Annotated in this window: 11 protein-coding genes; 8 read left to right on the plus strand and 3 right to left on the minus strand. The window is 63.1% G+C overall.

Features of this window, described 5'->3' with window-relative positions:
- The first annotated feature begins 89 nt into the window (after positions 1-89).
- Positions 90-614, plus strand: coding sequence for a helix-turn-helix domain-containing protein (locus QNN98_RS02460; protein WP_283996148.1), 525 nt, complete (start codon positions 90-92; stop codon positions 612-614).
- A gap of 15 nt (positions 615-629) precedes the next feature.
- Entirely contained in the window at positions 630-1,208 is a 579-nt protein-coding gene (locus QNN98_RS02465) for a PIN domain-containing protein (protein ID WP_283996149.1), read from the plus strand.
- A gap of 70 nt (positions 1,209-1,278) precedes the next feature.
- On the opposite strand, the gene QNN98_RS02470 is transcribed toward QNN98_RS02465, so the two are convergent.
- The 3 genes from QNN98_RS02470 to QNN98_RS02480 form a co-directional block, all read right to left on the minus strand.
- On the minus strand, positions 1,279-2,361 hold the full coding sequence (locus tag QNN98_RS02470) for an alkene reductase (RefSeq protein ID WP_283996150.1): 1,083 nt from the start codon (positions 2,359-2,361) through the stop codon (positions 1,279-1,281).
- Positions 2,362-2,914: 553 nt separating this feature from the next.
- Positions 2,915-3,823: a hypothetical protein gene (locus QNN98_RS02475; protein WP_283996151.1), complete on the minus strand. Its 909-nt coding sequence runs from the start codon at positions 3,821-3,823 to the stop codon at positions 2,915-2,917.
- 561 nt (positions 3,824-4,384) lie between these two features.
- Positions 4,385-5,728 carry a TIR domain-containing protein gene (locus tag QNN98_RS02480; protein ID WP_283996152.1) on the minus strand — a complete coding sequence of 448 codons (1,344 nt, stop codon included), beginning with the start codon at positions 5,726-5,728 and terminating at the stop codon, positions 4,385-4,387.
- Positions 5,729-6,234: 506 nt separating this feature from the next.
- Between QNN98_RS02480 and QNN98_RS02485 the strand changes: the two genes are divergently transcribed.
- From QNN98_RS02485 to QNN98_RS02510, 6 genes are all read left to right on the plus strand, one after another.
- On the plus strand, positions 6,235-7,707 hold the full coding sequence (locus QNN98_RS02485) for a fumarylacetoacetate hydrolase family protein (RefSeq protein WP_283996153.1): 1,473 nt from the start codon (positions 6,235-6,237) through the stop codon (positions 7,705-7,707).
- Entirely contained in the window at positions 7,704-8,402 is a 699-nt protein-coding gene (locus tag QNN98_RS02490) for a GntR family transcriptional regulator (protein WP_283996154.1), read from the plus strand. Before QNN98_RS02485 ends, QNN98_RS02490 begins: the two co-directional genes overlap by 4 nt.
- 36 nt (positions 8,403-8,438) lie before the next feature.
- Positions 8,439-9,956 carry a 5-carboxymethyl-2-hydroxymuconate semialdehyde dehydrogenase gene (gene hpaE, locus QNN98_RS02495; protein WP_283996155.1) on the plus strand — a complete coding sequence of 506 codons (1,518 nt, stop codon included), beginning with the start codon at positions 8,439-8,441 and terminating at the stop codon, positions 9,954-9,956.
- A 45-nt stretch (positions 9,957-10,001) separates the two neighbouring features.
- Positions 10,002-11,087: a 3,4-dihydroxyphenylacetate 2,3-dioxygenase gene (gene hpaD / locus QNN98_RS02500; protein WP_227925674.1), complete on the plus strand. Its 1,086-nt coding sequence runs from the start codon at positions 10,002-10,004 to the stop codon at positions 11,085-11,087.
- Positions 11,088-11,163: 76 nt separating this feature from the next.
- Positions 11,164-11,949 (plus strand): 2-oxo-hept-4-ene-1,7-dioate hydratase, encoded by a 786-nt coding sequence (gene hpaH, locus QNN98_RS02505; RefSeq protein WP_283996156.1) that lies wholly within the window; start codon positions 11,164-11,166, stop codon positions 11,947-11,949.
- Positions 11,934-12,740 carry an HpcH/HpaI aldolase family protein gene (locus QNN98_RS02510; RefSeq protein ID WP_283996157.1) on the plus strand — a complete coding sequence of 269 codons (807 nt, stop codon included), beginning with the start codon at positions 11,934-11,936 and terminating at the stop codon, positions 12,738-12,740. Before hpaH ends, QNN98_RS02510 begins: the two co-directional genes overlap by 16 nt.
- Positions 12,741-13,103: the final 363 nt, after the last annotated feature.

Genomic DNA, 13,103 nt, shown 5'->3' on the forward strand with positions numbered 1-13,103 from the left:
AGTGTGGACTGGACGCGCGAAGGTCCTGGCGATAGGATTCAAAAAACGTCAAAACGAAAAAAACGAAAACACAGAGAAGTGGGATACGGATGAGTCCGAACGCCGCAGCCAAGGAGACCTTCTTCGCTCCCGAAGCCCCCGAAACGGGGAAACTCTACAACTTCATTGAGGCACATGCGCAGAAGAACGGGGCAAAGCCCAGGCCGCAGTTCTTCCTGTCTGGCGCCGGCGAGGGCGATCAGGTTGAACTCCCCTATGAAATCTACGAAGTCTTGGTCAAGGCCGTGGACGCCATGCGCAAGGGCCAAGCCGTAACCCTCACTCCTCGATCAATGACGCTGACCACCCAGCAAGCCGCCGAACTTTTGGGCGTGACCCGTCCCACTCTCGTCCGTCTCCTGGATACCGGAAAAATCCCGTACGAAAAGCCAGGTACGCACCGACGCGTCAAGCTTGAAGACGTCCTGGACTTCAAGGAAGTCCGGAAGGCGGAGCAGTACGCGGCCCTCGATTCCCTGGGCGATATTGAAGATGAAAATCCGGCTAGCGTCGTCGAAGACATGAAAGAAGCTAAGAAGGAAGCGGCACGCCGCCGCCAGCGCGCTCCTAAGTAGTGCCAGAATACGGGCATGTTCACCGCCCTCTTGGACAGCTGCGTGCTGTGGCCGAGCACGCTGAGGGACTTCTTATTGTCGCTGGCTTTCGAGGGGTCCTACCGGTTCGTTTTCAGTGAAGCGATTCTCACTGAGGTGGAGGTCAACGAAGAACGGAAGCGCATAAAGCGAGGCGACAGCCAGCCGGCCGCGGAAGCCAAAGCCCGCCATCTTGCCGAGCAAATGCGTACCCACTTCGCTGATTCGATCGTGACGGGCTGGGAAGGCTTGGAGGGGACCTATGGACTGCCGGACCCTGACGACGAGCACGTGTTAGCCGCTGCGGTAGTCGGAGGGGCCGGATGTATTGTGACCGATAATTTTCGAGATTTTCCGTCCGATAAGGTTCCTGGCGGAATTCAGATCACTCGCGTTCAAGATTTCGCTTACGAAACCGTCTCGGTCCACCCTGAGCTTGGACTGGCTGCGGTCCGTGCAATGTCTGAGCGCTCGGGACGAAAAGGAACCAAGCAGACCCCGGCGGACATTCTTGACCAACTGGCAAAGACATACTCCTTGGACGCAACGACCGACCTACTTAGAGGGCTGCTTTAGAAACATCCCCGTTAAGGGACGGCAGGCCTTCCGCATCGTGCGGAAGGCCTGCCGTCGTCGTTCGTTCGAGCTAGGAAGCGGCCGGAGCCAGCAACGGGTAGTCCGTGTAGCCGGCGGCGCCGTCGGTGTAGACGGTGGCCTGGTCGATCTCGTTCAGCGGGTGGTCCTCCTGCCAGCGGCGGGCAAGGTCCGGGTTGGCGATGACCGGGCGGCCGACGACGGCGGCGTCGGCCAGGTCCTCCTCGAGCAGCATGATGGCGTCCTCGCGGCTGGTGACCGTGCCGAAACCGGTGTTCATCAGCACCGGGCCGCCGAAGCGGTGGCGCAGATCCTGAATCATTGCGTCGGCCGGATCCGCGTGCAGGATGGACAGGTAGGCCGGCTTCAGATCGGCGATGCCGTCCACCAGTGCGGTGTAGGTGGCGGTCACGTCGGCACGGTCGGTTTCCAGCACACCCTGGATGTTGTGTTCCGGAGAGATGCGGATGCCGGTGTGCTCGGCGCCGACGGCCTCGGCCACGGCACGGAAGGCCTCGATGACCAGGCGGGCCCGGTTCTCCGGCGATCCGCCGTAGTTATCGGTGCGCGTGTTCGAGACGGGGGAGAGGAATTCCTGCAGCAGGTACCCGTTGGCACCGTGCAGTTCGACGCCGTCGAACCCTGCCTTCATCGCGTTCTGCGCGGCAGAGACGAAGTCCTGCACGATGCCGGGGAGTTCTGCTTCGGTGAGGGCGTGCGGCACCGGGAAGGGCTGCTTGCCGTCGTAGGTGTGCGCCATGCCCTCGACGGCGATGGCGCTGGGGGCGACCACGGGACGTCCGCCGTTGATGTTCTCGTGGGCGACGCGGCCCGAGTGCATCAGCTGGGCGACGATCCGGCCGCCGGCGGCGTGGACGGCGTCGGTGACGCGCTTCCAGCCGGCGACGTGCTCCTCGGTGACCAGGCCGGGCATCAGGGCGTTGCCCTGGCCGGTGAAGGAGGGGTAGATGCCGTCAGTGATGATCAGGCCCATGGAGGCGCGCTGGCGGTAGTGCTCGACCATGATGTCGGTGGGCACGCCGTTGCGGTCGGCGCGTACGCGGGACATTGGTGCCATGACGAGGCGGTTGGGCAGTTCCATGGTGCCGACGGTCAGGGGGGTAAAGAGTTTCAAGTGGGGGTTCCTTTTGTTGCGTGGCAGCGGGACGTGAGTTCTCCCTGGCTGCAGTTCGTATGTGTAGGGCAACTATGTGGGCGCCAGGGGATATTCCGAGAGCGTTCGAACTCACATGGTGGGAGTAGACGAAGCGGTCGACGAACGGATGCAACGGCCCCGCGGAGTTTACGACATCTGACACATACGTTCCCGGCGTGTTGGCCGGTGCGCCCTGCAAGAAGAGCGACACCAGGGCCCATAGACTTCCTTCTTGGTTGCGAAGGAAACAAGGATGGAAGCAGGAACCGTGTGGTGCGGTTCCCGCTTCCATCCTTTAGCCCACTGGAGGCGGACACTAACGTTTGGAGACAGATCATGGGGAGCATCTTCATTGATCGGATCTAGGCAGATATCCGACGGAGCAGGTTCGCCTCTGTAGACGACGAGGAAAGCGCCCCGCTTGAGTGATGGTTCATTGCGGGGCACCAGACCCTGCAACTGGGGACGCACCTGGGGCCGATCAGGGTAAAGCGACCATCTGAGTCTGCTCAGAAGCCTGCTGTCCAGACTGTCAGGACGGGCCGGGCTTTCTAAGTCTCTCCAGCACGCCCGGCCCCCAGTGCACGACTGCTGCTCCCGCAGATCCCGCTTCGATACTGCCCAATAGAAAATCAGGCGTAATAGGATCAGCGGTCATTCCAATCTGCACAACGACGTACGACAGCCATGCCGTAAACCCAATGAGCAGCTCTAGGATCCATCGATCCTTTGTTTCCGCAGGAACGCTGGATAAACCCATGTTCATTGCCGCAGCTTCGATGAGCCGCGGATCTTCAGCCGGCTCTGGGTGTTCATTCCGCAAGCTAACCGGAATGTCTTCGAGGGCTATGCGCCTAGCTATAGCCGCGAACTGGCCGTCAAAGGATCCTTGGCTCACACCCCGATGTGATGCAGTTAGTCGCTGCGCGGCCACTGTCGCAAGAGTTGAGGCGACAGCGGCATTAGATCTCTGCAGCTTCGCGGCGGCGGACGCGAACGAGCCGCCGTCTTGAAAAAGCGGGCTCCAAGCTTGCCAGGCTGTGGCGGAGTCGAACATTTTGGAGACGGCGGTGATCGCCTGCATCTGGGGTAGGTTCAGCGCGCCTACAGAGCCAGCTGTGGCGGAGTTGAGCATCTTCGACATGGCCGTCATCCCCTCCATCTGTGAGAGGCCGAGTGCGCGTACGGAGGCAGTTGTGGCGGAGTCGAACATTTTGGAGACGGCGGTGACCGCTTGCATCTGGGGTAGGTTCAGCGCGCCTACAGAGCCAGCTGTGGCGGAGTTGAGCATCTTCGACACGGCCGTCATCCCCTCCATCTGTGAGAGGCCGAGTGCGCGTACGGAGGCAGTTGTGGCGGAGTCGAACATTTTGGAGACGGCGGTGATCGCTTGCATCTGGGACAGGGCGTGGTCGCTTACGAGTGCTTCGTTCTTCGTCACCCCACAACTCTAAAGGGCACCACTGACATTGTTCGTCGAGGAAAACTCTCGAAATCGTAAGTGGCAAACCTGGACGAGAAGCTGCTGGGCTCGCTTGGGACCACCGATCCGTCCAGCTGGAACAGTTTTTGGGCAGGGGGGGGCATGCCCGCGCTATTCGAAAGCGGAAGACCTTGCGGAGGGAGCCTTTGCTGTCTGGCTCAACAGGCAGCCCGAAGGACCAGCCTCGGGGACAATCCGCAAAGCACCGGTAGTGGACAGTTAACGAGAAGCCTCCGGGATCGTTAAGAATGCCCCCCCGACGCTGACAGGGGGGGTGACCCCAGTGGGGCCAGCCCTGAACGACAGATCAGTTGTGCGTACGGTTGGGACTGTCCAGCGATTGAACTGAGGAGTCCCGTTTTCTGTAGAGCTCCCGTTTCCGCCCACGTGCATCGAGATGACAAACAGGGTCATCCGCGAGCCCAACCTGGTCGCGCGGATCAATTCGCAACGGAGTGGGATTAGCCAGCAGTGGCGGGTCTTGGCTATTCGAACCGGTCGATGGCTGAAGCGCGGTGTTCAGTTGACTTTGAAATCGCCGGCGAGGCGATGGGCCAGGTTCTCGGATCGCAGTTTAACCGGTGCTTTTGCGGCGCGGAGGCGACGGACCAGGGTGTCTCGGCTATCCCAAGTCCCGTCCATGTTGACCCAGTTGAACCCTGCAATATCTGAAATGTCTCTCGTCGGACCGGACTTCACGAAAATGGTGCGATCTGGAGCCATCGCGAAGGCCATACCAGCTTCGAGGAGCACGTTCTGGCGTGGTTGGCCTGTCAAGTCCTCGACGTGAGTGGTAAGTGCGAATTCGGGCTTCAGCCTAGCTTCGTCGTCCGGGGAGAAAACTACCAGGATCACTGCTGCTACCCTCATGGCGTTATCAATGACCTCGTAAGTGGAAGGTGTGGGCTTCCCGGTGAGGTCTACAGCGTCAGTCCAGGACATGACTTCCAGACCGGCGAAGTGAAGAAACGTCTCGAGCATATGAACCGGGCGCTGATCACGTCCTTGAACAATGAAGACCTTATGGTTCTCCCGTGAAATCACGGCTGATGCCATCTCGCTTTCAGATCTTTCCTCCGCTGTTTGCCCGTCCGAACCTTTAGATGCAGGTCTTGGGGTAGATGAAATGGAAGGTGCCTGACGGGTGCGCACGTCGTGAGTATCTGCATCTGCATCTGCATCCGGTTCCTGTGCCGAGCTTAGCTGGAACCCATCGTCGGTGAGTTGAATGCCTCGTGGAGTCAGGACGTCAATCGACAGGCGCTTGTATTCGATGAGCTGCCGGGCATTCCTGACACCCGACGTTTCAAAATAGGTGTAGTTCAACAGACGCAAGAATGTGGTGTCGCAGTGGGGATCTTCATCGAATGTGCGTCGAACTATTTCAGCAGCTCGCTGTGTTTTTGTCCCCTCTGTAGTGAAGGCCAAGCCCAACTCGAACTGGGTAATTTCTCCATGCGTCAGTCCGCTTGCTATGGCTGACGAGAGGAGAGGTAGATCAATTTTCTTGAATATTCGTTTGCTCACAGAGTTGAGACTACTCACTTTATCCCGCCCCGTAGCGCTTTGCTGACGATCAGGAGGGCTAGTGGAGTACTTAACTTCTGTGTGATCCAAGTTCCACCCATTACCGCGATGAAACGGGCTCTGCATTACGTTGACCTGCGTAACCCAGTAGGTCTGAATCTTCCCGTTTGGAAGCTTCCTCTCTATCCGGTCGCCATGTTCTATGTCGGCGTCGACGGCCACTGAGATGTTGCCGGGCCATAAGGCAGCCATCATTTCTATACGTTGGTTTCCCGCTTCGCGGTCGCGGAAAATAACGATTGGAACATTGAACATGTGAGGACCATTCTTCGACATGTAATGATGCTACCGACAGGACCATGCCGTTCATTTCACGGGGAAACCATGGTGGCCGCAACGCTCAATGCACTGCCGATAAATTAATTGCGTTGACCACATGGCGATCTGGCCGCGACGGCCAGTGGCTAGACTTACTACTTGCCGGTATTGCCCCGGTTGACCAGGGCATGGAAAAGTTCGCTTACGAAAGTCTCCTCGGGCCAGCGGATCCCGCCACTGCCTTATAAGCCATGGATTGTGAGACGCGGCGAGCGAGACAGTTGCGATTACGCAGTATTAGCGGCGCCGAGTGTCCTTCAGCTATGTAGCGGAACTTCTCATCGAGCTGGCTCGGTCCTTGCCATGCAAGACACTTTCGGTTCATTCCGACGGCAACGGTGGGGGTTTGTATCAGGCGGTCATTGGAGGGACCCGAATGGGCGGTAGAGAACCAGGACCTTGACGTGACCCGCGCCACATGTGACCCTGATCATATACGATTTCGTACTTGATCCAGGAGAGACATGGGCAACGACGCCACCACGGACACGCTCAAGCAGGCCGGCAAGGTCATCGCCGTCCACATCAACTACCCCTCACGGGCAGCAGAACGCGGACGCACCCCGGAACAGCCCTCTTACTTCCTGAAGCCCGGCTCCTCCCTGGCCCTGACCGGCGGCAGCGTTGAGCGCCCGGCCGGCTGCGAACTGCTCGGCTTCGAAGGCGAAATAGCCCTCGTCCTCGGCAAGACCGCCCGCCGCGTGAGCGTCGAGGACGCGTGGAGCTACGTCGGGGGAGTGACCGCCAGCAATGACCTGGGCGTCTACGACCTGCGCTGGGCAGACAAAGGCTCCAACCTCCGCTCCAAGGGCGGCGACGGCTTCACCCCGGTCGGCCCGGCCATCCTCAACGCGGCCGACGTCGACCCCGCCAACCTGCGCATCCGCACCTGGGTTAACGGCGACCTCGCGCAGGAGGACACCACCGCGGACCTGATCTTCCCCTTCGCCCAGCTGGTAGCCGACCTGTCCCAGCTGCTCACCCTGGAACCGGGCGACCTGATCCTCACCGGCACCCCCGCCGGCGCCTCCGTGGCCGTCCCCGGCGACCGCCTCGAAATCGAAGTGGACGTCCCCGGCACGGACATGACCACCGGCCGCCTCACTACCACCGTCACCGACGGCACGACGCCGCTGGCCTCCTTCGGCGCGCAGCCGAAGATTGACGACACGCAGCGCGAAGAAGCCTGGGGTTCCGCGGAAAAGGCCGGCCTCGCTCCGGCAAAGCAGCAGACCAAAACCCTTCCCCCGGAACTTCGGGCCAAGCTCGAATCCGTCGCCACCGCCACCCTCTCCTCGCAGATGCGCGCCCGCGGCCTGAACAACGTCTCCATCGACGGCCTCACCGGCACCCGCACCGGCCGCAAGGTGGTGGGCACCGCCCGCACCCTGCGCTTCGTGCCCAACCGCGAGGACCTCTTTAAGTCCCACGGCGGCGGCTACAACGCACAGAAACGCGCCATCGACTCCGTAGGCGAGGGCGAAATCCTCGTCATGGAAGCCCGCGGCGAAAAGGGTACCGGCACCCTGGGCGACATCCTCGCCCTGCGCGCCAAGCACAACGGCGCCGCAGCAATCATCACCGACGGCGGCGTCCGCGACTACTCCACCGTGGCCGGCATCGACCTGCCCGTCTACTGCGCCAACCCGCACCCCGCCGTCCTCGGCCGCAAGCACGTCCCCTGGGACACCGACATCACCATCGCCTGCGGCGGCGCCACCGTCCAGCCCGGCGACATCATCGTGGCCGACGACGACGGAATCCTGGTCATCCCGCCGGCCATCGCCGAGGAGCTGGTGGAGGCGTGCATTAAGCAGGAACACCAGGAAGAGTTCATCGCCGAAATGGTGAAGGCGGGGCACGGCGTGGACGGTCTGTACCCGATGAACGCCGCGTGGAAGGAAAAGTACGAGGCCTGGGCAGCGGAACAAGTATGACAAAAGAACCCATGAGCGCCGCCGACACCAGCACCGCCACCGGCTCCAAATCGGAGCAGGCCTATGAACAGCTGAAGGACCGCATCCTCGGCGGCGACATGAGCCCCGGTTACCGCCTGGTGCTCAGCAGCATCGCCACCGAGATGGGCTTCAGCGTGGTCCCGGTCCGGGAGGCCATCCGGCGCCTGGAGGCCGAAGGCCTGGTCCACTTTGAACGTAACGTGGGCGCCACCGTGGCAGGCATCGACCCGGACCTGTACCTGCACACCATGCAGACCCTCAGCATCATCGAAGGCGCCGCCACCGCGCTGGCCGCCCCGGACATCAGCGCCGAGGAACTGGCGAAAGCCCGTGAACTGAACGCCGAAATGCGCAACGTACTGAATCACTTCGATCCGGTCCGCTTCACGCAGCTCAACACCGAGTTCCACGCCCTGCTGTACGCCCGCTGCCCCAACCCGCACATCCTGGACCTGGTCCACCGCGGCTGGAACCGGCTGGACCGGATGCGCTCCTCGGTCTTCCGGTACGTGCCGGACCGGGCGCAGGATTCCGTGGCCGAACACGAGAACCTGCTGAACCTGATCGAAACAAAAGCCTCCGCGACCGACGTCGAGCACGCCGCCCGCGCGCACCGCACCAACACGCTCAACGCCTTCCTGGCGCAGGCCCACCAGCCACCCTCCCCGATCTAACGACCCCGCCGATCCAAAGACACAGAGGAACACCCCATGACCACCCACTTTGTCCCCGAGAACCTGCCCAACCACATCCAGCACTTCATCAACGGCAAGTTCGTTGACTCGACCAACGGCGCCACCTTCGAGGTGCTGGACCCGGTCACCAACCAGACCTACGCCACCGCCGCCGCCGGGCAGAAGGAAGACATCGACGCCGCCGTCGCCGCCGCCCGCGAAGCCTTCGTCAACGGCCCCTGGCCGAAAATGAAGCCGCGCGAACGCGCCCGCATCCTCAATCGGATCGCCGACGCCGTCGAGGCCCAGGAGTCCCGCCTGGCCGAAATGGAAACCTTCGACACCGGCCTGCCCATCACCCAGGCCAAGGGCCAGGCCCTGCGCGCCGCGGAGAACTTCCGCTTCTTCGCGGACCTGATCGTCGCCCAGTTCGACGACGCCATGAAGGTCCCCGGCAGCCAGATCAACTACGTGAACCGCAAGCCCATCGGCGTCGCCGGGCTGATCACCCCGTGGAACACCCCGTTTATGCTCGAGTCCTGGAAGCTCGCCCCGGCACTGGCCACCGGCAACACCGTGGTACTCAAGCCAGCCGAATTCACCCCGCTCTCCGCCTCCCTGTGGGCGGACATCTTCACCGAAGCCGGCGTCCCCGCCGGTGTCTTCAACCTGGTCAACGGCCTGGGCGAGGAAGCCGGCGACGCACTCGTGAAGCACCCGCAGGTCCCGCTGATTTCCTTCACCGGCGAAACCACCACCGGCAAAACGATCTTTCGCAACGCCGCGGAAAACCTGAAGGGCCTGTCCATGGAGCTCGGCGGCAAGAGCCCCTGCGTGATCTTCGCCGACGCGGATCTGGACGCCGCCCTCGACTCCGCCCTGTTCGGTGTCTTCTCACTCAACGGCGAACGCTGCACCGCCGGCTCCCGCATCCTGGTGGAACGCGCGGTCTACGACGAGTTCTGCGAACGCTTCGCCGCCCGCGCCAAGACCATCGTCGTCGGCGACCCGCATGACCCGAAGACCCAGGTGGGTGCCCTGGTCCACCCCGAACACTTCAAGAAGGTTGCCTCCTACGTGGAGATCGGCAAGACCGAAGGCCGCCTGCTCGCCGGCGGCGGCTGCCCCGAAGGCCTGGAAGAGGGCAACTACATTGCCCCCACCGTCTTCGCCGACGTCGCCCCGGACGCCCGGATCTTCCAGGAGGAAATCTTCGGCCCCGTCGTCGCCATCACCCCCTTCGACACCGAAGCCGAAGCCCTGGAACTGGCCAACAACACCAAGTACGGGCTGGCCGCCTACATCTGGACGTCCGACCTCACCCGCGCGCACAACTTCGCGCAGAACACCGAGGCCGGCATGGTCTGGCTCAACAGCCACAACGTCCGGGACCTGCGCACTCCGTTCGGCGGCGTGAAGGCCTCCGGCCTGGGCCACGAGGGCGGCTACCGCTCCATCGACTTCTACACCGACCAGCAGGCCGTGCACATCACCCTGGGCAAGGTCCACACCCCCAAGTTCGGGACCGACGACGCCGCCAAGGTCGACGGCTAACCCCTCCCGACACTTCGCCCGCCTTTTGCAAAGGAGCAAAACCCCATGACCTTTGAAGTTGCCAACCCCATCCCCACACCCAGCATCGCCCCGCCGGACATTGTCCGCTGCGCCTACACCGAACTGGTGGTCACGGACCTGGAGCGGTCGCGGAAGTTCTACGTGGACGTGCTCGGCCTGCACGTCACCGAAGAGGACGAAAACGCCATCTACCTGCGCTCCCTGGAGGAGTTCATCCACCACAACCTGGTGCTGCGCAAGGGCCCGGTGGCCGCCGTCGCCGCCCTGGCCTACCGGGTCCGCACCCCCGAAGACGTGGACGTAGCCGAGGCGTATTACAAGGAACTGGGCTGCCGCACGGAGCGCCGGGCCGACGGCTTCGTGAAGGGCATCGGCGACTCGGTGCGCGTGGAGGACCCGCTGGGTTTCCCCTACGAGTTCTTCTTTGAGACCGAGCACGTGGAGCGCCTCACCCAGCGCTATGACCTCTACTCCGCCGGCGAACTGGTGCGCCTGGACCACTTCAACCAGGTCACCCCGGACGTGCCCCGCGGCCGCGCCTACCTGGAGGATCTGGGCTTCCGGGTTTCCGAGGACATCAAGGATTCCGACGGCGTCACCTACGCCGCCTGGATGCACCGCAAGCAGACCGTCCATGACACTGCCCTGACCGGCGGCGACGGCCCGCGCATGCACCACCTGGCCTTCGCCACGCACGAAAAGCACAACATCATCCAGATCTGCGACAAGATGGGCGCCCTGCGCATTTCCGATCGGATCGAACGCGGCCCCGGCAGGCATGGCGTGTCCAATGCCTTCTACCTGTACATCCTGGATCCGGACGACCACCGCATCGAGATCTACACGCAGGACTACTACACCGGCGACCCGGACAACCCCACCGTCACCTGGGACGTCCACGACAACCAGCGCCGCGACTGGTGGGGCAACCCCGTGGTCCCGTCCTGGTACACCGAGGCCTCCCGCGTCCTGGACCTGGACGGCAACCCGCAGCCGCTGACCTCCCGCACGGAGACCTCCGAAATGGAAGTCACCATCGGCGCCGACGGCTTCTCCTACACCCGTGAACCGGGCGAGGAAAAGGGCTTCAAGGTAGGCTCCCAGCTCTAACGCACGACGACGACGGCGGGCGCGCGCCGCCGTCGTCCTACCCCGTCTTCAGCGTTACTGAACAGAAAGCAGCACGGTGCTAGATCAATCAACTCTCCAGACGGTGGCCGACGAACTGGTCGAAGCCAAGCGGACCCGGACCCCGGTGCCGCTGCTGACCGCCCGCTACCCGGATATGACCATCGAGGATTCCTACGCGGTGCAGAACCTGTGGGCGGACCGGCTGCTGGCCGAGGGCCGGCAGCTGGCCGGGCACAAGATCGGCCTCACCTCCAAGGCCATGCAGGCCGCCACCGGCATCACCGAACCGGACTACGGGATCATCCTCGATGACATGGTGCTGGAAAACGGCGCCACCTTGGACTGGGATGCCTACACCCATCCGCGGGTGGAGGTGGAGCTCGCGTTTGTGCTGGGCAAGCCGCTGGCCGGTCCGCACTGCACGCTCTTCGATGTCCTGGATGCCACGGACTACGTGGTGCCGGCGCTGGAGATCCTGGATTCACGGATCGAGATGAAGGGCCGCACCATAGTGGACACCATCTCCGACAACGCGGCGATGGGCGCCATGGTGGTGGGCGGCAACCCGGTGCGGGCCGCCGACGTCGACCTGCGCTGGGTTTCGGCGCTGCTTTACCGCAACCAGGGCATCGAGGAAACCGGCGTGGCCGCCGGGGTGCTGAACCACCCGGCCGCCGGGGTGTATTGGCTGGCGAACAAGCTGGCGGTGCACGGCACTTCGCTGCAGGCCGGGGAAATCATTCTCGCCGGCTCCTTCACCAGGCCCATGTGGGTCTACAAGGGCGACACCGTGTTCGCCGACTACGGACCGTTGGGAACCATCACATGCCGCTTCGAATGAGCCCCGAGGAAACCTTCGCCGCCCGGCTTGCCGCCGGCGGCCGCAAGACCGGCATGTGGGTGTGCTCCGGCAGCCCGTTGGTCGCCGAAATCTGCGCCGGCTCCGGGCTGGACTGGCTGCTGATCGACGCCGAGCACAGCCCCAACGGGCTCGAATCCCTGCTCGCCCAGCTGCAGGCCGTACATGGCTACCCGGTGAGCGCCGTGGTCCGCCCGCCGTCCGGGGATGCGGTGCTGCTCAAGCAGTACCTGGACCTGGGTGCGCAGAACCTGCTGATTCCCATGGTAGATACCGCCGAGCAGGCCGCCGAACTGGTCCGCGCCGTGCGGTATCCGCCGCAGGGCATCCGCGGGGTGGGCAGCGCGCTGGCCCGGGCCTCGCGCTGGAACCGGATCGACGGGTACCTGGAACACGCCGCGGAGTCCGTGACCTTGCTGGTGCAGATCGAGTCCGCGGCCGCCGTCGAGAATGTTGCCGAGATTGCTGCCGTGGACGGGGTGGACGGCCTGTTCCTCGGGCCCGCTGATCTGGCGGCTTCGATGGGGCACCTGGGCCAGCAGGAGCATCCCGACGTGATCGCCGCCGTCGAGCACTGCATCCGTGTGGCGAAGGCCGCGGGGAAACCGGTGGGTGTGAACGCGTTCGCCGAGGCCACCGCTCGGCGGTACATTGCCGCCGGTGTGGACTTCATCCTGGTGGGCGCCGACGTCGCCCTCCTGGCTCGGGGGAGCGAGGGGCTGGCTGCGAAGTACCTCCCGGCCGCTGAAGACGGGGCCCGCGCGAGTTACTAGTGGGGGCCGGAGGGTTCGCGGGAAATCGAGAAGGCACAAATTACCGTTTTTCGGCTGAAAATCGGTAATTTGTGCCTTTTCGTTTGGCTGCCAGCCTCGGGGTGAGCCGATTTTCCCACGCTCTGGTGCGGGTGGGGCCGATGTTTCCCCACGGGTCTCACCAGTAACATTCGGGGGGAATCTGTGCGGCCGGGGCGGAGGTCCGGCCTGCAAAATCGACCGGTTCGAGATTCTGCTGCCGGTTTGGGAATCTGCTGCCCGTTTAAACCGGCAGCACAAACCCAAACCGGCAGGGAATGCACAAACCGGTAGCAAAGCGCCCGGCCCTACCCCTCCTGCCAGCCTGCCAGCCTGCCAGCCACC

Source organism: Arthrobacter sp. zg-Y1143, assembly GCF_030125565.1.
Classification (GTDB): domain Bacteria; phylum Actinomycetota; class Actinomycetes; order Actinomycetales; family Micrococcaceae; genus Arthrobacter_B.